The sequence below is a fragment of the Chryseobacterium shigense genome (assembly GCF_900156575.1).
Lineage (GTDB): Bacteria > Bacteroidota > Bacteroidia > Flavobacteriales > Weeksellaceae > Chryseobacterium > Chryseobacterium shigense.
Window position 1 is genome coordinate 150,470 of sequence record NZ_FTNY01000005.1, and the last position, 22,181, is coordinate 172,650.

Annotated in this window: 21 protein-coding genes; 14 read left to right on the top strand and 7 right to left on the bottom strand. The window is 38.3% G+C overall.

Translation table 11 applies throughout. The features are described from left to right. Window positions 1–193: 193 nt before the first annotated feature. From BW964_RS17765 to BW964_RS17815, 11 genes are all read left to right on the top strand, one after another. The gene (locus BW964_RS17765) at window positions 194–3,241 is read left to right on the top strand and encodes a reprolysin-like metallopeptidase (RefSeq protein WP_076509190.1); all 3,048 of its coding nucleotides are present in this window, start codon (window positions 194–196) and stop codon (window positions 3,239–3,241) included. Window positions 3,242–3,379: 138 nt separating this feature from the next. Next, window positions 3,380–5,500, top strand: a complete 2,121-nt coding sequence (scpA, locus tag BW964_RS17770) for a methylmalonyl-CoA mutase (RefSeq protein ID WP_076509192.1) — start codon at window positions 3,380–3,382, stop codon at window positions 5,498–5,500. Window positions 5,501–5,577: 77 nt separating this feature from the next. Then, window positions 5,578–6,558, top strand: a complete 981-nt coding sequence (locus BW964_RS17775; RefSeq protein ID WP_076509193.1) for a M28 family peptidase — start codon at window positions 5,578–5,580, stop codon at window positions 6,556–6,558. Window positions 6,559–6,935: 377 nt separating this feature from the next. Further along, window positions 6,936–7,703 carry a hypothetical protein gene (locus tag BW964_RS17780; RefSeq protein ID WP_228437940.1) on the top strand — a complete coding sequence of 256 codons (768 nt, stop codon included), beginning with the start codon at window positions 6,936–6,938 and terminating at the stop codon, window positions 7,701–7,703. 27 nt (window positions 7,704–7,730) lie between these two features. Beyond that, entirely contained in the window at window positions 7,731–9,122 is a 1,392-nt protein-coding gene (locus BW964_RS17785; protein ID WP_076509197.1) for an RtcB family protein, read from the top strand. Window positions 9,123–9,208: 86 nt separating this feature from the next. Continuing rightward, on the top strand, window positions 9,209–9,760 hold the full coding sequence (locus BW964_RS17790) for a nucleotidyltransferase family protein (protein WP_076509198.1): 552 nt from the start codon (window positions 9,209–9,211) through the stop codon (window positions 9,758–9,760). Between the two features lies 1 nt (window position 9,761). After that, the gene (gene prfH, locus BW964_RS17795; protein WP_076509200.1) at window positions 9,762–10,460 is read left to right on the top strand and encodes a peptide chain release factor H; all 699 of its coding nucleotides are present in this window, start codon (window positions 9,762–9,764) and stop codon (window positions 10,458–10,460) included. Continuing rightward, window positions 10,447–10,950, top strand: a complete 504-nt coding sequence (locus tag BW964_RS17800) for a tetratricopeptide repeat protein (protein WP_076509202.1) — start codon at window positions 10,447–10,449, stop codon at window positions 10,948–10,950. The genes prfH and BW964_RS17800 overlap by 14 nt, the downstream gene beginning before the upstream one ends. A gap of 175 nt (window positions 10,951–11,125) precedes the next feature. Further along, window positions 11,126–12,013 carry a helix-turn-helix transcriptional regulator gene (locus BW964_RS17805; RefSeq protein WP_123911972.1) on the top strand — a complete coding sequence of 296 codons (888 nt, stop codon included), beginning with the start codon at window positions 11,126–11,128 and terminating at the stop codon, window positions 12,011–12,013. Between the two features lie 130 nt (window positions 12,014–12,143). Beyond that, window positions 12,144–13,388, top strand: a complete 1,245-nt coding sequence (locus tag BW964_RS17810; RefSeq protein WP_076509205.1) for a hypothetical protein — start codon at window positions 12,144–12,146, stop codon at window positions 13,386–13,388. 291 nt (window positions 13,389–13,679) lie between these two features. Then, window positions 13,680–14,672 carry an enolase C-terminal domain-like protein gene (locus BW964_RS17815; RefSeq protein WP_076509207.1) on the top strand — a complete coding sequence of 331 codons (993 nt, stop codon included), beginning with the start codon at window positions 13,680–13,682 and terminating at the stop codon, window positions 14,670–14,672. Between the two features lie 88 nt (window positions 14,673–14,760). On the opposite strand, the gene BW964_RS17820 is transcribed toward BW964_RS17815, so the two are convergent. Together BW964_RS17820 and BW964_RS17825 are read right to left on the bottom strand one after the other, a co-directional pair. Beyond that, entirely contained in the window at window positions 14,761–15,048 is a 288-nt protein-coding gene (locus tag BW964_RS17820; RefSeq protein WP_076509209.1) for a c-type cytochrome, read from the bottom strand. 22 nt (window positions 15,049–15,070) lie between these two features. Next, window positions 15,071–15,361: a c-type cytochrome gene (locus BW964_RS17825; RefSeq protein WP_076509211.1), complete on the bottom strand. Its 291-nt coding sequence runs from the start codon at window positions 15,359–15,361 to the stop codon at window positions 15,071–15,073. A 140-nt stretch (window positions 15,362–15,501) separates the two neighbouring features. On the opposite strand from BW964_RS17825, the gene meaB reads away from it, so the two are divergent. Beyond that, window positions 15,502–16,485, top strand: coding sequence for a methylmalonyl Co-A mutase-associated GTPase MeaB (meaB, locus tag BW964_RS17830; protein WP_076509213.1), 984 nt, complete (start codon window positions 15,502–15,504; stop codon window positions 16,483–16,485). On the opposite strand, the gene BW964_RS17835 is transcribed toward meaB, so the two are convergent. Next, a complete protein-coding gene (locus BW964_RS17835) occupies window positions 16,482–17,033 on the bottom strand; it encodes a DUF4251 domain-containing protein (protein ID WP_076509215.1) in 552 nt (183 codons plus the stop codon). The two genes, meaB and BW964_RS17835, sit on opposite strands and share 4 nt — an antisense overlap. A 106-nt stretch (window positions 17,034–17,139) precedes the next feature. Between BW964_RS17835 and BW964_RS17840 the strand changes: the two genes are divergently transcribed. Beyond that, window positions 17,140–17,946 (top strand): M48 family metallopeptidase, encoded by an 807-nt coding sequence (locus tag BW964_RS17840; protein WP_076509217.1) that lies wholly within the window; start codon window positions 17,140–17,142, stop codon window positions 17,944–17,946. A 90-nt stretch (window positions 17,947–18,036) separates the two neighbouring features. Continuing rightward, a complete protein-coding gene (locus tag BW964_RS17845; protein WP_073328937.1) occupies window positions 18,037–18,348 on the top strand; it encodes a hypothetical protein in 312 nt (103 codons plus the stop codon). Window positions 18,349–18,383: 35 nt separating this feature from the next. Here BW964_RS17845 and BW964_RS17850 read toward each other — a convergent pair whose 3' ends face one another. From BW964_RS17850 to BW964_RS17865, 4 genes are all read right to left on the bottom strand, one after another. Next, window positions 18,384–18,998, bottom strand: a complete 615-nt coding sequence (locus tag BW964_RS17850; protein WP_076509219.1) for an outer membrane beta-barrel protein — start codon at window positions 18,996–18,998, stop codon at window positions 18,384–18,386. Then, entirely contained in the window at window positions 18,982–19,797 is an 816-nt protein-coding gene (locus tag BW964_RS17855; protein WP_073328942.1) for an ABC transporter ATP-binding protein, read from the bottom strand. Before BW964_RS17855 ends, BW964_RS17850 begins: the two co-directional genes overlap by 17 nt. Beyond that, window positions 19,797–20,549, bottom strand: a complete 753-nt coding sequence (locus BW964_RS17860) for an MlaE family ABC transporter permease (RefSeq protein WP_073328944.1) — start codon at window positions 20,547–20,549, stop codon at window positions 19,797–19,799. The genes BW964_RS17855 and BW964_RS17860 overlap by 1 nt, the downstream gene beginning before the upstream one ends. 119 nt (window positions 20,550–20,668) lie before the next feature. Beyond that, on the bottom strand, window positions 20,669–22,039 hold the full coding sequence (locus BW964_RS17865) for an exopolysaccharide biosynthesis polyprenyl glycosylphosphotransferase (RefSeq protein ID WP_076509221.1): 1,371 nt from the start codon (window positions 22,037–22,039) through the stop codon (window positions 20,669–20,671). Window positions 22,040–22,181: the final 142 nt, after the last annotated feature.

Here is a 22,181-nt window from a genome sequence, read left to right on the forward strand (position 1 = left end):
ATGTCCGGCCCTTTTTTGTTTCCTTACCTGTGATATTTTGAATATTTTTTTGTAGAAATAATATGGAAGTGTAGATATTTTATATTTAATTTTTAATATTTTATTGTAAATAAGTGTTTTGCGTGCTCTTTCTTTAATTTAATTTTTTATTTTTGTAGAAATACTTAATGTTTTTTCAGAATCAGTGTAAATTATGAAAAAGAAAATTTTACTAGTTTGTGCGTTGGCTGCCGGTTTGGCTACCGCTAATGCACAAAGGTGGGAACCTGCATCCCAGAAAACTTCTCAAATCAGAAAAGAAGTTGAAGTTCAGCACTCTTACAGAGTAGATCTTGCATCACTTAGAAATCTTCTAAAAGATGCAGTAGAAACAGGAAAAGACGCAAAACCTGTTATTATTTCTCTTCCTACAGCAGAAGGAAAAATTGAAAAATTTGCGGTGTACAGTAATCCTGTTGTTGAGAAATCAATGGCAGACAGGTATCAGTTGGGTTCATATGTAGGAGTGGGAATTGATGACCCTTCTAAATATTTGAGATTCAGTACAGCTCCAACAGAGTTGCAGTCGATGATTATCAAAGACGGTGTATTTCAGTTCATAGAGCCTATCACTACAGATAAGCAGACTTACGGTGTATTCTATAAAACGAAAAGAACGGCAAGTGATAATGGATTTGAGTGTACTACAGAAGAAAAAGAGATTGTTAAGGATATCAAAGCTCTGGAAGCAAATGGTAAAAAGAACCTTTCTAATGTAGGAATTACCAATAGAGCTCCTATTACCAAATACAGAACCTACAGACTCGCACTTTCTACTACAGGGGAATACACAAAGAAATTTGACCCGGCAGGAGGGACAACGAATACGGTCATTCAGATGAATGCTACCATGACCCGTGTAAACGGTATTTTTGAAAAAGAATTTGGTATTAAAGCGATCATTCAGGACCTTCCGGGGATCATATTCACAGATCCAACATCAGATCCATATTCAACCAACTTAAACCTTCAGCTTCAGCAGACTTTAACCTCTCAGGTTGGCAATGCCAATTACGACATGGGACACGTATTCAATGCTGCAGGAGGAAACGGAAATGCCGGTTCTATTGCATCAACATGCGTAGATCCTGCTACTTCAACCACATTGGCTAAAGGATCTGCTTTTACGCAAAATACAAACCCAGTAGGAGATCTTTTCGACATTGATTATGCTGCTCACGAAATGGGACACCAGTTGGGAGCTAATCATACATTCTCTCATGTTTCAGAAGGATCCGGAGTAAATATTGAACCCGGTGGCGGTACTACGATCATGGGATATGCGGGAATTACAGGAGATAACATACAGCCTACTACGGATGCTTATTTCCATTATTCTTCTATTAATCAGATATTAAATAGCCTCGACGGGAAGGTTACTTGTGGAACTTCAGAAACGATTACTACAAATACTGCCCCTGTCATTTCACCTCTTGGTGTTTACAATATTCCAAAAGGAACAGCTTATTATTTAGAGGCTTCTGCTACAGATACGGATCCTATTAAATATTCTTGGGAACAGTATGACAGTGTTGATTCCTACAATTCCATTTCCGGAGACAGTGGATGGGGATATAGCGCACAAGGAGCGTTAACAAGATCTTATTTCGGAACAGCAAGCGGAAGAAGATATTTCCCAAGCCTGCCAATAGTGATGAGCGGAGTTTTAACGAATAAGACAGTTCCGGGAGCGACTACAACCCCAAATTGGGAAACAGTATCTTATGTACCTAGAACTTTACACTATGCAGTGACTGTAAGAGATGAGAATGTAACAAGACCTATGCTTTCTTCTTCTGAAACGACGGTTAACGTTGGAAATGACGGACCTTTCAAATTCTCAGGACTTACAGCCTCTTCAATGCTATATAATAACGCAGCGAATACAATCTTATGGGATGTTGCCAATACCAATACAGCACCATATAATGCGGCTAATGTAAAAATTGAATACACTACAGATCTTGTCAACGGAGCAACGTGGACAGAATTGGTCGCTTCTACTCCAAATACAGGAAGTTATACCGCTCAAATGCCGGCATCTTTAACAGGTGCTGTGAAATTAAGAGTTTCTGCTATCGGAAACGTATTCTATGCAGTATCTCCACAAGTGACGGTAGGTACAGCACCTACGTCTACGACTGCAGCGCCTACGGGACTTACCGCTATAAAAACAGAAATTTTCAAAACTACAGCCAGAGTATCTTGGAATAGTGTTCCAGGGGCAACATATTCAATTAACTACAGAAAAGCAGGCACAACAAACTGGTCAAATGCAACCAGCCCTACCAACTCAGTGGTGCTAAGTTCTCTTGAAGATGAAACCAATTATGAAGTGCAGGTTGCTGCCGTAGTAAACACGGTTCCGGGAACATTCTCAAGTAATTATACCTTCAAGACTAAAGGACTTACAACAGGAGTTGATTACTGTTTAATGACAACAGGAGGAAATAGCTTTGCAAGTTATAGCTATAACAGTGGTATGGCTCAGATGAACGTCTCTAATTTAGCCTTTTCAGATCTAACGTATAAGAATATTTTCAGCACATACAGAGATTATAGTGAAGATGCAGCTAAAGTGATCAATTTGACAAAAGGAACACAATACACATTGACTTATTTCAATGTTGGTACCACAGCTTCTACTTATAATGACAACATGGAAATATGGATCGATTATAACAGAAATGGGGTATTCGAAACTTCAGAGAAAGTAGCTTCAGTAAGTACAGATCCACCTGCTAACGGTCAATATCAGGGATCAGTTTCATTTACAGTTCCTGCTACAGCGTATTCAGGAGATAAACTGTTAAGGATGAGAGTGGCAAACACTTTCTTTAACAAAGCTACAGGGCCATGTGGTAGCCCATCGGTGGGAGTAACCGGAGGTGGAGTAATTTCACAAGGTTCATTTAAAGATTTCTCTGTAAAAATCACTAGCGGATTGGCAGTAAATGATGTAAATGGAACAAAAACATCTGGAATCTCGATTTATCCAAACCCTGCAGATACTTTCGTGGAAGTGAAGAACCTGAAAGGAAAAGCGGATTACAGCATTTTCAGTGCAGACGGAAGACTAGTTCAGCAAGGTCAGACAGATGGTAACAACAGAATTAATGTGGCATCACTGATCAAAGGAATGTATGTGATCACTCTTAAAGATGACAAAAACACGTACAATACTAAGCTTATCAAAAAATAATAAGTAAGTATATCTATAACGCAGACCGGGCATTTGTCCGGTCTTTTTTATGACCTAAAATTCAGAAAAACTGAATGTTAACATAAGTTTCATGTTTCGTTCAAAAAAATTAACTTTACGGAGACAAAAATTATTGGAATGCGAAAGACAATTTCTGTGAAAAATCCGGATTTTAGCGTAGAGCCTCAGGAAAGAGAGATCTATAATTTTGAAAAAGACGGATTAGAGTTAAAATCATCTTACACTCAAAAAGATATTAAAAATGAATCTTTAACACAGACTTCTCCAGGAATTGCTCCCTACCTCAGAGGCCCGTATTCCACCATGTATGTACAGAAACCATGGACGGTAAGACAATATGCAGGTTTCTCTACCGCGGAAGAATCCAATGCATTTTACAGAAGAAATCTTGCAGCCGGGCAAAAAGGGCTATCCGTAGCTTTTGACCTGGCCACCCATAGAGGATATGATTCCGATCACCCAAGAGTGGTGGGAGATGTAGGGAAAGCCGGTGTAGCCATCGACTCGGTAGAAGATATGAAGATCCTCTTCAATGAGATTCCTTTAGATCAGATCTCAGTATCGATGACGATGAATGGCGCTGTACTTCCCATTTTGTCTTTCTACATTGTCGCTGCCGAAGAACAAGGGGTAAGCCAGGAACTTCTTTCAGGAACCATTCAGAATGATATTTTGAAAGAATTCATGGTAAGAAATACCTATATTTATCCGCCGGCTCCTTCCATGAAGATCATTGCAGATATCTTTGAATATACCGCTCAGAACATTCCAAAATTCAACTCTATTTCCATTTCAGGATACCATATGCAGGAAGCGGGGGCCACTCCGGTACTGGAAATGGCTTACACCCTTGCAGATGGTCTTGAATATGTAAGAACGGGCATCAAGGCAGGAATGAACGTAGATGATTTTGCCCCTCGACTTTCATTTTTCTGGGCGATTGGGATGAATCACTTTATGGAAATTGCCAAAATGCGTGCCGCAAGATACATTTGGGCGACTCTTTTAAAGCAGTTCAATCCGCAGAACGCAAAATCGTTAGCCTTAAGAACCCACTCTCAAACCTCAGGATGGTCCCTTACAGAACAAGAGCCCTTTAATAATATTACAAGAACAGCCATTGAAGCCCTTTCTTCTGCTTTAGGAGGAACCCAGTCGCTCCACACCAATGCACTGGATGAAGCTATTGCCCTTCCTACCGACTATTCAGCGAAGATTGCCAGAAATACCCAGATTATCCTTCAGCAGGAAAGCGGGATATGTGATGTGGTAGATCCTATGGGTGGAAGTAACCTTGTGGAAAGCCTGACTCAGCAGATGATAGAAGAAGCGATGAAATACATCGATGAGGTAGAGCAGGAAGGCGGGATGACAAAAGCGATTGAAGCCGGAATTCCCAAAATGAGAATTGAAGAAGCAGCTGCCAAAAAACAGGCTAAAATCGACAGTGGTGAAGAATTCATTATTGGAGTGAACTCATTCAGAACATCTCTGAAACAGGATGGAATAGAAATCCTGGACATTGATAATACTGAAGTGCGCAGAAAGCAAATCGAAAGACTTGAAAAAATAAAATCAGAAAGAAATCCTGAAGCGGTCATCCAGATTCTGGACGAGATCCGCGAAAGTGCCAAAACAGGAAAAGGAAATCTTCTCGCATTATGTATAGAAGCTGCGAAAAGAAGAGTGACGCTTGGTGAAATGAGCGATGCCATGGAAGAAACTTTCGGAAGATATAAAGCCAATATCAGAACCATCTCTGGAGTATATGCTATGAATGCTGGGAAAAACGAATATTTTGAAAAAGCCCTTCATCTAACCCAAAAATTTGAAGAAGCTGAAGGCCGTCGTCCAAGAATTATGGTCGCCAAAATGGGCCAGGACGGACACGACAGAGGCGCCAAAGTAGTCGCAACTGCATTTGCAGATATGGGATTTGACGTTGATGTTGCACCTTTGTTTCAGACCCCCGAAGAAGTAGCCAAACAAGCTGTGGAAAACGATATCCATATCCTCGGAGTATCTTCTCTGGCTGCTGGTCACAAAACGCTGGTTCCACAGGTGGTGGAAGAGCTGAAGAAACTAGGGGCTGATGATGTAACGATTGTGGTAGGAGGCGTTATTCCACAACAGGATTATGAATTCCTGTACGCAAATGGCGCAGACTTTATTTTCGGTCCGGGAACCAACCTTCCCAAATGTGCCGTGGAAATCTTACAGAAATTCTTAGAAAATTAAAATAAAACTTCACTTGCCGTGAGGATTGGTGGAAAAGTGCTAATTTCAGTATTTCCAACCATAAACCATACCGTGAGATGAATTATAAAAATATAACAAAGCCTGCAGCCAATAAGATCATTATTGTTGCAGGCTTGATTTTTATCGCTGTGTTTTGTTTTGCAGCAGATTCTAAAAACAAGCCGGTTCAGAAATCTCCGATGCCGGCTGATATCCGGTTGGTTAAAAATCACCTCACGATTATTACCCAAACCCCGGAATTCAGAAATCATGAAAATGGGGACCAGCTGAATGCTATTGCAGACTATGTTAAAGAGAATTTCAGTAAATACGGGGATAGTACGACCTTTCAGGAATATCAGGTTGAAGGTAAAATCTATAAAAATGTAATCACATCTTTTGGGACAGAACATACAAAGAGAATCATTATCGGTGCCCATTATGACGTTTGCGGAGATCAGCAGGGAGCAGATGACAATGCTACCGGAGTGACTGCCCTTTTGGAACTCGCCAGAATGCTTAAAGGCCAAAAGTTGAATTATAGAATAGATCTTGTTGCCTACACATTGGAAGAACCACCTTATTTCAGGACAGAAAATATGGGAAGCTATATCCATGCTCAATATTTAAAAAATCACAACATCGAGGTGTATGGAATGGCCAGTGTAGAAATGATAGGATATTTCAAGGATGAAAAAGATTCACAGAGCTATCCATTGGGGATTCTCTCCTGGGTATATGGCCATAAAGGAGATTTTATTACCCTTGTCAAAAAGTTTAGCGCTGGAAATTTTGTAAATAATTTTACCAGCAATTTTAAAGAAACCAACCAGATCAAGACAGAAACTTTTACCGCTCCAAAATTGGTAAAAGGAACCGATTTTTCAGATCACCTTAATTATTGGAAATTCGGTTATTCTGCCCTGATGATCACAGATACATCATTCTTCAGAAATAAAAATTACCACCAGACTACAGATACTTTGGAAACCCTTGATCTGGAAAGAATGACCAAAGTCATAGACGGTATTTTCCTGAGTCTGATCCACATGAAATAAAAAAAATATTTTGATATTCAAAAAAATTAATATATTTGCATCTGAAAATCAAGTTTAACCCATTAAAAAACAACGAAGCAATGTTCAAAACGAATCAAAATTCTTCAGCTGGAGTACCCCTTATGGTGGTAAGGCTTCGTGGTTTGGTATACTCTTAGAATAATAGTACAACGAAATATCAAAACCCGAAGTCGTCAAGATTTCGGGTTTTTTATTGCGCAATATCTAAACTCCAGTTTCCCCGAAATTTTTTAGTGTCATTAAGAGCAAAATGAAAAGATCATCGACGATCATCTTTCATGCTGTTCATTATCGCAAAACTAATCAACTTAAAATTTAGTTGAATAAGAAAAGATGCAAACAGTCCAGGCTTTTGGATGCTGTACCAGACATCTTATGTCTTATCATTAATGGAAAATAAAAACCTTCTGTTTCACCGCCTCAGAAGCGCAAGAAGCAGAAAAAGAACAGGTAAAAAAGATGTAGAAAAACAGATAAGAAAAAAGTATCAACGTAGTAAAGAGCTTTGGAATCTCAGAAGGAATATTCCGTGGATTCCACTGGAAAATCCCTATCAGAGAGGTTTTGTAAGATTTTTTGTGCTGAGTGATGATGTGAAAAGATCTGAAGATGCAGATTTCTATGAAGGAATTCTGAAGAAGATCAACACGTACCTGTATTCCGAGAGCCGGCTGTTTCTGAAAAAGAGAAGAAAGTTCGGACGAAGAATATATGTGGAAAAACCTCAGAGACTCAATACTATTTCTTCCTATGCATGGACAGATCCAAAGTTTGGGCTTATCCCCAGAGAAAGACAGTATTTTCTTAAAAGAGAAGAATACCATCCATTCAGAAAAAGGAATGAAACCTACTACGAATTCATTGAACCCTGGAGATTTACTCTACGGATAAGACCCCATATGATTACACACTACAAACCTGTAGACGCAGAAATTGAAAAGGAATATGCTGAAATAGAATCATATATCAGCCAGTATAAAGTGGCGGGGATTATTCAAAAAACTATTAACGGTAAATCAAATGCCTGGAAAAAGGAATATGAAACCGAACTTATCAAAAGCAGGAAATATTCAAACTGCATCATATCTCCAACGGAGATTGCAGACTATTTTGAGGACTTATAAGGTCCAATATCATTTAAAATTAAAACAATGGGAAATTTAAAACTAAAAGGAAAAGATATATTAAAACTCGGCTATCCAAATAATCAAAGCGTTAATGTCGCTTTGGAGGTCATGAAAAGAAATTTTGCAACGAAGAATATTCATCACGTAAAATCTATTTTGAAAGACATTCTCCTCAATCCCGAGAACTTTGAAAAAGACCTGACTTTCGGACAGATCGCAGAATCACTGCTTTCATCCAGAAAAACAGAAAAAAGAATGCTCAGCACCCAGCGTGCTTCCTTCCAGATCTTTGGAAACAATATTTCGGAAGAAGCAAAAAACCAGCTGTATACAGCTTTAAAACTTCCGATTTCAACACAGGGCGCATTAATGCCCGATGCACACAGCGGGTACGGGCTGCCGATAGGGGGCGTTCTCGCTGTAGAAAATGCAGTGATCCCCTACGGAGTAGGAATGGACATCGGCTGCCGAATGAGCCTCAGTATTTTGGATATCCCCGTTTCATATCTGGACGGAGCAAGAGACAAATATGAAAAAGCGCTTGCCGAACACACCAAATTCGGGATGTACGAAACCCATAAATCTCACATAGACCATGAAATCTTTGAAAGAGATACCTTCGATATGATCCCGATTTTAAGAAGATTAAAAGGAAAAGCTATTAAGCAGATGGGGTCTTCCGGGGGAGGAAATCACTTTGTGGAATTCGGAGAAGTGGAAATTACCGAAGAAGAGGACCAGATCGGGCTGCCGAAAGGAAAATACCTGGGAATCCTCTCGCATAGCGGATCAAGAGGTTTGGGAGCTGAGATTGCGCAGTATTACTCAAGAGTAGCGGCAGATCAGTGCCCATTGCCAAAAGAAGCCCAGCAATTTGCCTGGCTGGATCTGAATACCCATCTCGGCCTGGAATACTGGACGGCGATGTATCTTGCCGGAGACTATGCTTCCGCTTGTCACGATGACATCCACAGAAGGCTTGTAAAAGCGATAGGGGGAAGAGTGAAGGCGAGAATCGAAAATCACCACAATTTCGCCTGGAAAGAAATTCACAACGGAAAAGAGGTCATTGTTCATAGAAAAGGGGCAACACCTGCCCATGAAAATGAACTGGGTATGATTCCCGGATCCATGACGGCAAAAGGTTTTATCGTCCGCGGAAAAGGAAATCCCGATGCTCTGAACTCAGCGTCACATGGAGCCGGAAGAGCCCATTCCAGAGGAGAATGCAGAAGCCTTTTTACCCAGAATGACATCAAAAAAGAACTGAAGCTAAAGAAAGTTACTTTGATGGGTGGTAATACGGAAGAAGCACCAATGGCTTATAAAGACATTCATGAAGTAATGAATGCACAGAGCGAACTGGTAGATATTCTCGGAACATTTCAACCTCGGATTGTGAGAATGGATAAATAAATTTTAGTTGCAGGTTTCTGGTGATCAGTCATCATTTTCAACTGACAACCGGGAACCAGTAGCTAACAATAAAAAAAAACAAAAAAATGGGAGCACCTCATAACATAAAAAGATACGGAGAAGTCTGGCCGGAGTTTAGAATCCGGCACGGACTTGAAATTTTGAATAAATTAAAAAACAAAGTCACTATATCCGGTGGCTGGGCCTGGCATTTTATGTCAGAAAAAGGACATACGGAATACAAACATGCCCACGACCATAAGGATATTGATGTTTTTGTGAAAAAAGAAAATGCAGCAGAAGCAGTCATGATCCTTCAACGGGAAGGTTTTCAGAAAGTATGGACCCGGTATGATCATCTTCATAGTGAAGAAAATTTCAGGAGATATGAGAAAACGGAAGAACTGGAAAACGGTAAATCTCATAGAATCACCATAGATTTCTTTGAAAAAAATGATCTGGATACCATTGAGATCAATGGTTTTACTGTTGTTAAGCCTGATGTTTTGCTGACTTTTTACCGAAACATCCATTCCAGTGATAAATGCTGGGCTGTAATGGCCGCCAAAGACTTGCTGAAAAAAGGAATTGATCCTGTTGGTCATCCGAAATTAAATGAAATCCCTAAAGTAGATTAAAATGGAAAAACTCATACAGATAACCTCAGGAAGGGGACCTTTAGAATGCCAGTGGGTAACCGCTAAAGTACTGAAAGTCTTTCTTGAAGAAGTGAAAAAAAATACAATCGGTTACGAAATTATTCACCGTGAAAATGGCGATGAAAACCTGACTTTGAAGTCTGCAACCTTACTTTTAAAAGCAAAAGAATTGGATGCATTTCTAAAAACATGGTTAGGAAGCATATGCTGGACCGGGAAAAGTACATTCAGGAAACTCCATAAAAGAAGCAACTGGTTTATCGGTGTTTTCGAGCTGGAAGGGTTGGAGAAGATCAATTTCAATGAAAAAGATATTCAGTTTCAGACTACAAGAAGCCAGGGAAGCGGCGGCCAGAATGTGAATAAAGTAAATACAGCAGTGCGGGCAGTTCATGTACCCACCGGAGAATGGGTATTCGCGCAGGATTCACGGTCGCAGCTGGAGAATAAAAAGCTGGCCATTATGCGACTGAAAGAAAAAGTAGCCGCAATTTATATCAAACAGATGGAAAAAAGAATGCAGGACACCTGGAGCAATCATTTGCAGGTGCAGAGAGGAAATCCGGTCCGTACATTTTCCGGAACAGATTTTAAAAAGAATCATCAGGATAAGTCATTTAAAAAACAGAGAAATATTCTGAAAAAAGAATTAAAAAACGACAGACATGACCTTAACTAAAAGTAAATATTATTTTGAAGCACTGGACAATTATCCATATAGTCTTCCGGATTGCCTGGAAGCATTGAATTATGCCCTGTCCTATGACCCTGAAGATGCAGACAGCCTTTGTCTGATGGGAAGGATATACAGTGAAATGCTGACCGACTACGAAAAAGCAAAAATCTATTTCGAAGAAGCAATGCAGTGTAATGTAGGTAATCTTAATACCTTACCCCATTATATCAAATGTCTGCTGGACAATGAAGATCTGGATGAGGCCGAAAAGCTGATCAATTACGCTTTAAAACTCAAAGGCATCGATAAAGTACGGATATTGATTCAGAAATCATTACTGTTTGAGATCAGATGGGAATATAAAAAGGCACTTGAACCTTTAAAAGAGGCAAAAAAATACAGCTATGATCAGGATGTGATTGATTTTTTGAAGAGTCGCAGGAAAATTGTCATAAATAAAATAGTAAAACCTAAAAAAAGGGGAAAAAAGTAAACAAGGTTGGAAGAAATTCCGGCCTTTTTACTTTTTGAAAATAGGCTGTGGAATTGAATGAATAAAAAATATAAATCCTTAATTTTGTATTGTAAAGACTCTCAGGAGGGTATTGTTAATAAATAAATGTGGTATGCTGGGGTATATTTATTCTTTTATAAAAAGCCGTAATGGATTGGATGAAATAGGATGTGAGAAAAGCCATTTATTCGACGCTTATACCCTTGTTCTTATCGTTATTTTATTATGTAATTGTATTTTAAATTTGTTTTTCGTTGCACAGCCTGTATATTCATTAGCTTTTTTTGGGCTGGCGGTATTAATGGCTCTTACATTCCTGTTACCCAATCAAATAAGATTTAATAAGAAGGTATTAACGCTGATTTTCTTCTCTTTAGGATTAGTCGTATTCTATTGTGATATCGTCAGTGGAAAAGGGGTCATGAATTATCTGTCTTATATATCATTAACGATGGTTTTAGGCTTTTTTTTTAATTATGATAAAGACAAGACTATTATCTTTATACTCATAGGTATCTACACTGCTTTTTTTTTAATTAATGTTTTTTTTGATCATTCATTATTCTCTTCTTTAAATCAACATTTATCTCCCATCCAGCAATATTATGTGAGGATTTATAAAGTGATTGAAATTTCATTATGCACATTCACCGGAATTTATTTTGTCCATCGGAAGGAGAAACTCATCATTAAATTTCACGTAGAAAAGCAAAAATTAAATGAGCTTGTAAAAAAGACGGATAAAATACCTTTTTCCCGAAATCTTTATGAGTTGGCAATGGAAAGAAATTCTTTATTTATTGTTTATTTTAAATCTCAATTTCCCGATTTTTTTGAAAATATTTTAAAGGCTCATCCCAATATTGTATCGTCAGAATTAGAAATATGTGCGCTGTTACATCTTAATTTAAGTACCAAAGAAATTGCTGTGGCTACAAATTCTACCATACGATCTGTTGAAAATAAAAAATATAGAATACGTAAAAAACTAAATATTCCCATTGAGATAGATACGAATTTATACATTATCAATAATTTTTAATTCATTTTGTTTATAATGAATATAATTTACTGGTTTTTAGTTACATGAGTATATGTGAGTACCCTTATTTTCTCTGGATTTTCTCCTGATAGTATAGATTTGCGACAAGACAAATTAAACTAACAACATTATGAGAAAATTTTTTTTTGGATCCTTTTTGTTACTATCATTCTATTCTTTTGGGCAAGTAGGAATCAATACTTCAAATCCTCAGGGGATTTTTAATGTAGACGGAGCCAGGGATAATCCCGTTACGGGGATTCCGTCAGCAGACCAGCAAAATAATGATTTTGTTGTAACCAATACAGGCAGTGTAGGAGTAGGTATAACTGCTCCTGATAATAGTGCAAAGCTTGATGTTGCATCCTCTGATAAAGGGGTCCTGTTACCTAGAATAGCACTAGAAAGTGCCACAGATCAGACCACTATTCCTTCACCGGCTAAAGGTCTTTTAATCTATAATACCGGAACGGCAGGGCTTAATTATACCGGCTATGTTTTTTGGAGCGGAACAGAATGGAGAACTTTTAATAATTCCTCTACCAATGTGGGGACTTTGGGAGCTATCACATGTAATAGTGCAAGTTTATCACCCTATTCTTATACAGTAGGAACACCCTACAATGGGTCGATGACAATTCCTTATGTAGGAGGAAACGGGGGAACATATCCTGCCCAGACCATAGGACCTATAAACGGACTTACAGCCACCCTTATATCCGGAAACTTCAATACGGGTCCCGGAAATCTGGTCTATGCAGTATCAGGAACTTCTACGGTGGCCAGCCCTGTAAGTACTACTTTTCCTATAAGTATTGGAGGGCAGTCCTGTAATGCAGAGGTAGGTAAAGGAAGTACACTTGATATCGGAGGAATTTCCGCCAATACTTATTTTGTCAATGCCAGTGCGATGACCTCGGGTAAATATTTTTCAGATAACGTTAAATATGGGGCTACAATGCCCTTTATTGACGGGATTATGTTTGATATTATTTCTGTAAATGCGAACTTATATAAGCCAATTTTGAAAAATGTATCAGGAAATACGGTTGTGGTCCATATTAATACGGCTGCACATTCGGTAAATGAAGGTCGTCAGCTCATAGGTCTTAGCATGGCTCCAAATGTAGAACAGGGAATAGATGCGAATGATATTGTTTACTGGCAGGGACCAGCGGGATCAGGTACATCCGTAGCACCGGTTAACGGGACTAATTTTCTTGCTGAAGTAACAGAATTATTTTTATCCGTAAGAGTTTCTATAGGTAACGGAACAACGATCCCGGATACTTATAGATTTTATAGATTCTTATATCAAGTAGTGCAGTTTAATAATGAAAAGGTTTTATTTACAACATTACAAAGAGTTCTGTAACAATATTATTTCAATAATCGGGTAGGGACTGCATTTTTTCCTTCAAAACACAAATTTATATATAGTATTTTGAGTCACTTGCTTAGTTAAGTGCCTCAAAATACGAAAACACAGGTTTCCCAAGTGCATTACAGCCCCGAAAAATGATAGAGATATAAGAAATAAGCGCGTGACAATTGATACAATCAATGTTTAAAAACATCCTGTTTTAAGATTTATAAATACGCGAAATTTTAGACAATTATCAAAATAGAAGACCAAATAGGTCTTCTATTTTTGTAGCTTTAAGAGATGAAACTGTATTTTGAACATAAAACGCTTCAGCTAAAAGAGACTTTCTCCATTGCCTATGGAAATTATGACAAAAGAGAAGCTTTGCTTGTAGAACTAACTTATTTAGACAGTAAAGGATATGGTGAATGTGTTGCTATAGATTATTATCACATAGATTTGAAGAACTTTATCATCAGATTAAAGGAAATACAACCTTTACTTGAAAAACAGACAATTACCCATCCTACAGAATTTTTTCTTTTTCTTTCAGGGCTCAGGCTGCATCCATTTTTGATGTCTGCCTTGGATTGTGCCTATTGGGATCTGTTTGGAAAGCTGGAAAACAAAAGCTTTGTTGAGCTGAATCATATTCCTTCTCAGGACTTAATAGAAAGTTCCATTACTATTTCCGTAGCGGATATTGAGGATCAGATCAGGAAAATAGAGAACAGCAGCTGGAACAGGTTTAAAGTAAAATGTAAAGGACTGAATAAAGACAATATTGAAAAATTATTAAGGTTAAATAGGAATATAGCATTAGATTCCAATGCCAGTTTTACAGATCAGGATTGCCTCTGGCTTCAGGAATCAAAAATGATGACTCAATTTTCATATCTGGAACAGCCAAGACCAATAGGAAATTACAGAATATTAAATAAAGAAAGTTTTGTAAACTGGATGGCAGACGAAGACTGTCAGGACCTTAACGCTCTTGATGAGTTGCTGCCTTACTATAAAAGTGTCAATATCAAACTGCTGAAGTGCGGAGGTCTGACTCCGGCGCTGGAAATGATCAGAAGAGCAAAAGAGTTGGGATATCGTATCATGATCGGGTGTATGACAGAATCTACCGTTGGTATTTCCGCAGGCTGTGCACTCGCAGGACTTGTAGATTTTGCCGATCTGGATGGAGCGAACCTGATCTCCAATGATCCGGCGGTAGGAAATTATGTAGAAAATGGAAAAATAATCCAATCCGGAAAACCCGGATTGGGAATAGTTTTAAAATAAGCTGTAGAGAGTTATGAGTGATGAGTTATAAGTTATGAGTGATGTATACCTGTGCTCTCCAACGCTAACTCACATGAACTCTAAAACACTACTTCTTATTCACAGAAATCAGATAATCATAAACCATCTGGTGCTGTTCGTCGCTTAATTTAGCTTTAGGAGCCATTCTGCTTAATGTTTTGACCCATCCCTGATCATCGTGCTTGGCAGGATCAGGAAGTTTGTGGCACCGGGAGCATGAGTTTTCAAAAATAGTTTTCCCCTGAACCAGCTGTTCAGACGCAGTATATTTGGGGCCTGTTACAGCAGTACTTTTAGGCCCGCATGATACCATTAATAGAGCACCTGCCGCCATACTTAAGATTACTTTTTTCATACCCTTATTTTGATTTGGTTGGTTATTTTTTCACGGAAACAATATAGTCATAAACCCACTGATGCTGTTCATCTGTCAATTTTGCTTTAGGAGCCATAGAATTCATAATTCCTACCCATTGTACAGAGGTATGTGCTGCCGGATCTGGTAACTTGTGGCATCTTCCACAAGCATTTTCAAAGATGGTCTTACCCTGTGCTATTTGTTCTGCCGTAGAAACAGCAGGTCCCATAGGTGCGGCTGTGGAGGCTTTCGGTGTGCAAGACGTTAGTAGAATGCTGGTCAGTAGTGCAGCAGCAGATATTTTTTTCATGTTTCTTTATTTTGATTCCTAACAAATGTAGGAATTTCCCTATCCTGTCAATGAAATGACGGCTAGTTTTAATTTAGAAAAAATAAAATTAATGCCTGTTTGTATGGAAGTTTGAAGGTTATTTTTATACTTTTGAATCAATGAAATTTTCTACAGAAGAACTCATCGATGGAATACGGTCAGGAAATAAACGTCTGATCGCAAAAGCTATTACATTAGTTGAAAGCAAAAAAGCTGAACACAGAACTCAGGCAGAAGAACTACTGAAACACATCATGCCTCTTACCGGAAACTCTATCAGAGTGGGGATCACAGGAGTGCCAGGTGCCGGAAAATCTACATTTATTGAAAATTTCGGAAGACTGGCCATTGCTAATGGAAAGAAAGTAGCTGTTCTGGCTATTGATCCCAGTTCTTCCATCAACAAAGGAAGCATTTTGGGAGACAAAACCAGAATGGAAGAGCTTGCCAAAGAAGAAAATGCTTTTATACGTCCGTCCCCAAGTTCCGGATTTTTGGGAGGAGTTGCCAATACTACTTTTGAGACCATGATGATCTGCGAAGCGGCTGGATATGACTATATTCTGATCGAAACCGTAGGGGTAGGGCAGTCAGAAGTACTGGTGTCTGATATTACCGATGTTTTTCTGTTTTTGAAGATCATTGGTGGTGGAGACGAGCTGCAGGGGATTAAAAGAGGAATTATGGAAATGGTAGACCTTATTTTTATCAATAAAGTAGATAAGGACAATCTTCAGAAAGCAAAAAATACAAGACTGGAGTTGAAACGTGCCCTTGACTTTATTCCTCCCAAAGAGAAAGGCTGGAAGATCCCGGTTTTATTAGGCTCTACACTTTATAATGAGGGTCTGGGTGAGGTTTATACCAAAATCTATGAATTCATAGATCTGAAAAACAAAAGCAACCGCTTTCATGAGGTTCGTACCCAACAGGCGGAAAAACGCTTTGAATATTGGGTTCAGGAGTATATTCTGGCGATGATGAAAAGAAGCCATTCGGTAGAAGAAGCCTATCTGCACCACAAAAAAAATGCTTCAGAAATGGTTTCTAATCCAAGCTCTGAAGCAAAAATATTTGTTGAAAAATTCTTATCTAAAGATTAAAGTTCATCTTTCTTTTTAGCTGTTTCTTCATTTTTTGAAACATATCCATCATAGGTGATCGGTTGTCTGTCATTACTTCTCATAGAAACAAATGCTTTCCCGTTTTTAAAAATCTCTATATTAATTTCATCAACGTTTCCCACATCTGTAGGTTTGATCTTTACCGTCCAGTTTCCCTTTTTGTTTTGCGATTTAGTGACTGTGAAATCTTTTGAAATAAAGCGGTAACTGTTATTCGCAGTATTGTAAGAGGCGTTGAATAATCTTCCAAAATAAGGAAGAACGACTTCCAAATTATTTTTCTTAAGTTCAATGGTGTAATTTTCACCATCCAGTTGAAGCATTCTTGCGGAAGGTGCATTTTGAATAGAACCCATTACATTAATCACTTCGTAGTTCATAGGGTTTGCCCGTTGAGCATGAAAAGTAAATTCTTCGGAATCTACCAGTGCGTCTACTGTTTTGGAGTCTACCGAAGCCTGCGAAGAGCAACTTTGAAAGAAGAAAAGAAATCCAAAAATAAATATAAGTGAAATATACTTTTTCATAACCGTAATTATTGTTAAATTTAAATAGCAAAATGTATGCAAATATATCCCTTCTCGACCGTTTTGGAATAAAAATTGTAAATGTTGAATTATTAACACTCGAAATATGAAATTTACACATCTATTAGGAATAGGAGCAGTTGCCTTGTCAACTGTAGCTTGTACTACAAATCCGATTACGGGTAGGTCTTCTTTACAGATTGCCAACAACTCGGAAATACTGACAATGTCTTCTCAGGAATATAAAACGACCTTATCTAAATCTAAAATTATCTCCGGGACTGCAGATGCCAAAAGAGTAGTGAGTGTAGGGAGCAGAATAAAAAGCGCAGCAGAAAGATATTATCAGAGCATAGGAAGATCAGCGGATCTTGCCAACTACAATTGGGAATTTAATCTTCTGCAAAGTAATGAATTGAACGCCTGGTGTATGCCTGGCGGGAAAGTTGCTGTATACACAGGAATTCTTCCCGTAACGAAAAATGATAATGGCCTTGCTGTTGTTTTAGGACATGAAGTTTCACACGCATTGGCAGGACACGGAAATGAAAGAATTTCTCAGGCAATGGTAGCACAGTATGGAGGCTCTATTTTGGGAGGAACCATTTCCAATTCGCAATGGGCCGGTATTTTTCAACAAGTGTATCCTATCGGATCACAGGTTGCTTTATTGAAATACGGAAGAAACCAGGAGTCGGAGGCAGATCAGATGGGACTGTATCTGATGTCTATGGCAGGATATGACCCTAGAGAAGCTATCCCTTTCTGGAATAGAATGGAAGGAGCATCTTCAGGAGCGAGACAGCCGGAATTCCTTTCTACCCACCCGAATCCTGAGACCAGAATTTCAGATATCAACAGAAACCTTCCAAAAGCTTTAGAATACTATAAAGCTGCAGGAGGAAAAATATAATGATATAGAATTTTAATCTTATATAAAGCCTTATTGAGTTTTCACTAAATTGGGTAAGGCTTTTTTTATAAACCACTCAACACAATATTTATGAAAAGTTTATCAATTACCGGACTTATACTGTTAGCCGTTTCAGCATTGCTTTTTTATCTGACCACGGATTTTACCGTAGGCGGAATTACCATCTCCCATATGATGGGAGTGATGGCAGGAGTAGGAATAGGTCTTATTATTGGCGGAATGGTAGGATATGTAAGCAAAGGAAGCGCCCTGAAGGCTGAAGAAAAAAGAAAAGAATTCAAACAACTGCAAAAAGACAAGGAAGAACTGGAAAAACAGGCGGCAGAAATTGCCCAACGTGAAGCAGAGCTCCGTCAACAAAATCAAAACCCTCAAATTTAAAATTTGAGGGTTTCTTTATAGCTGTTCTTTTCAAATTATTTAAACTTGTAGCCCACACCTACCAAAAACAGGTTAGGTCTGTTGTCATATCTGATCTCCGAACCAGAAACTTTATTGATGAAGTTTCTTTCATCCTTGCTGAATGACCCTTCATATCGTGCATTGACGATCAGCTTTTTTATTTCAAGCTGCGCACCAAACTGGTAGCCTACCGTGAAATTATTTTTAACGTTTTCCTTGAAATCGTTGTAGGTATTGTCTTTGCTTAAATTGTAGCTGGCCACTGGCCCTACAAAAACGCCAAGCATATTCCCTAAAACATTATGTCCCAGAAGAACAGGCATGTCTAGACGGTTGCTTTTTACGTCAAAAGTGGTATTCTCTGTGGTGAATTCATTTTTGAAGTGCGTATAGTATAATTCCGGCATCACGTAGAATGAACCCGGAAGCCCTACTTTTAATGAAAGCCCCACATTAAAACCTGCATTATTTTTTCCTGTTCCTTCAACGGCTTCGTTCACTGTTCCTTTAATGTTTTTCCATGAAGGAGAGCCTGTAGGGAAGATCAGGTTAGCTTTTCCTGCCAGTGAAATCTGCGCAGAAGCAAACATTGAAAAACCGATTAATGCTATACTAAGTACCTTTTTCATTATCATCTATTTTAGTGATTGTATTTTCAATCGTTTTATTATTTTCAAGTAAATATTCTCTCAGTTCTTTAAACAGTTCTGAAGAATAAACGAAGTCAATAAGATTTTTATTGCCTGCCGTGATCAGAACATCTTTGTTTCCTTCCCATTCTTTGATCCCTAATCTGAGGTATACAATTTTCTGCCCGATGGTCATCACAGAGTTCATATCATGCGTATTGATGATCGTTGTGGTGTTGTATTCCTGCGTGATTTCCAGAAGAAGATCATCAATAATATTCGAGGTGTAAGGATCAAGACCAGAGTTGGGTTCATCACAGAAGAGATACTTCGGATTGTTCACAATAGCTCTTGCAATGGCTACACGTTTCTGCATTCCTCCTGAAATTTCGGAAGGAAATTTTCTGCCTGCTTTATCAAGATGTACTCTGCCTATAACGTCAAAAACCCTCTTCTTCTTTTCTCTGAACGTAAGATTGGTAAACATATCCAGCGGAAACATAATATTCTCTTCCACCGTAAGCGAGTCAAAAAGGGCACTGCCCTGAAATACCGTTCCGATTTCTGAACGTAGATGCTGCTTCTGGTCTCTGGTCATCGTATTGATATCTGTACCGTCAAAAAGAATTTCTCCTGATGAAGGCTGATACACATTCAGTAAGCTTTTCAGGAAAACGGTTTTTCCAGAGCCACTCTGTCCGATGATCAGGTTGACTTTTCCTTTATCAAAAGAAGTCGAAATTCCCTTCAGTACTTCAACATCGCCAAAACTCTTCTTAAGATCTTTTACCTCAATCATCAGCTTAATATTAATTGGGTTAAAATTAATTCAGAAATGATAATAAATACCATAGTCCATACTACGGCCTGTGTACTGGCTCTACCTACTTCCAGTGATCCTCCTTTTACGTTATATCCGAAATAAGAAGGAACAGTAGCAATGATAAAGGCAAATACCGTAGTTTTTACAAAGGCATAATACACGAATAAATTCGGCATATACATTTGGATTCCTGTAATATAGTCGTTTTCCGTCCAGTTTCCTGTAAGCATCCCGGCGAGATGTCCACCGCCAATACCGAAGACGATACTGATGGCAATAAGGAGTGGATTGAAAATAACACAGGCGAAAATTTTAGGCAAAATCAGGAAGTTGGGAGAATTCACCCCCATAATGTCCAATGCGTCGATCTGCTCGGAAACTCTCATGGTTCCTATACTTGATGCAATATATGATCCTACTTTCCCTGCCAGAATAAGACTGATAATGGTTGGAGAAAACTCCAGAACCAAAACGGCTTTGGTGGCATATCCCACAAAGGAAGGCGGGATAGGAAAAGAGGAAGATGCAAAGTTATTGAACATCTGGATAGCGACTACCGCCCCCACAAATATAGAAGTGAAGATCACAAGCCCAAAAGAATTGACGCCGAGATCATTAATTTCTCTCATGAACAGCTTCCAAAAAACCCTCATTTTCTGGGGTTTCTGCAAGGATTTACCTAGAAGGATAATGTATTCTCCTACTGCTGTAAAAAACTTTTTTAACATGCTGCTAAATTAGACTTTTTTTATTTAATTAAAGTTAAGGCCCAGGGGAATACCTGAGGTTTATTTAACCTTAGAAGCAAATATGATTCCTTACTCTTCATCTCAGCCTTCTGTTTGATTTATTTTGCGTTTTTATCTCCGCTGATTACTAATATTACGGTCTTTAAAACAATCACCAGATCTAAAACAAAACTCCAGTTTCTTACGTAGAATGTATCTGCCAGTACTCTTTTCTTCATTTCTACTTCCACATCTCCATAATCTCCACGCAATCCGCTTACCTGAGCAAGACCCGTAATGCCGGGAGAGACCATACTTCTTAAGCTATATCTTCCAATCTTGGGTTTATAGTAATTGTCAACAGCCAGCATGTGCGGCCGGGGTCCCACGATAGACATTTCCCCTTTCAAAACGTTGATAAACTGAGGAAGCTCATCCAGGCTGGTTTTCCTAAGAAATTTCCCGATTTTTGTGATTCTTGAGTCGTTTTCCTCCGTGGTTTTTGTTGCAGATTCATCATTAATGACCATCGTTCTGAATTTCAGACACGAAAAAACCTCTTCATGGAAGCCATATCTTTTCTGAACAAAAAAGGCAGGACCTTTAGAGGTTGATTTTATTAAAATAGCAATAATGGGAAATAGCCAGGAGCAGAGCAAAACCAGGATTGTAAGGGAAAAAGCAATATCAAAAATCCTTTTAACCAAAAAATTAGAATAAAAATCCAGCGGGTACTTGGCTTGGCTCAGAACAGGCTGTGTTTGAATGTATCCGAGATCATAGAGGAAAAAATCGCTCTGCGAAATACTCGGAATCAATGAAATGTGAACCTTGTTATCCTCCGCTAATTTGAATATTTCTTGTTCTACCCCCTCACTAAAAGTATTTTCTGCAGATAAAAACAGGGTATGAATTCCATTTTTTTTCCAGAAGCCCACTAATTCATTGGGAATTATATCGGACGGTTCATAATCAAAAATTTTATAGCCATAATCCTTCCGGTCTTTAAATATATTCTTTAAAATCTCAGTAGATCCTGTTTCTCCCAGAAACATTACATTTCTGTAATTAATACCCAGAGAACGGAAATATTTGATGGCAAAATAAATAACCGATTTTGCAAGGAAAATAAAGAAAAAAAGATAAAATGAAAGCCAATAAATATCCGAATTGAAAAATACATTCTTACTGACTCTCCCTATAAGGAGAACGCCCAGTATAAAAAAAAGGAAATGGATTAGAAGCCGCTCCAAAAATAATGTATAGGTGAGATTCCTCTGAATATTATAGATTTTTGTCCTGCCACTAAGCAGCATCCAGAACAAAAAAAGTAAGATCAGCGAAAAAACATTCTCATACCAAGTTTCTTTGTGGTATCGCAAGCCTTCATTTCTGCTTATAAAAAAGAATACAAAGATAAATGCAATAACCATAAGGTCAAGCAAAATAATGATCGATTTCAAATATCTAGAGTATCGAATTCTCTGCATCTATCGGTGTTTAAACGGATACGAAGAGCTAAGGTACATATTTTTTATGGTATATTCTATATAAGGTGAATATTATAAACCTTCATTCTACTACTTGAATGCTTCGGTCCATAAAAACATTTATTATAGATAAAAAAATAAC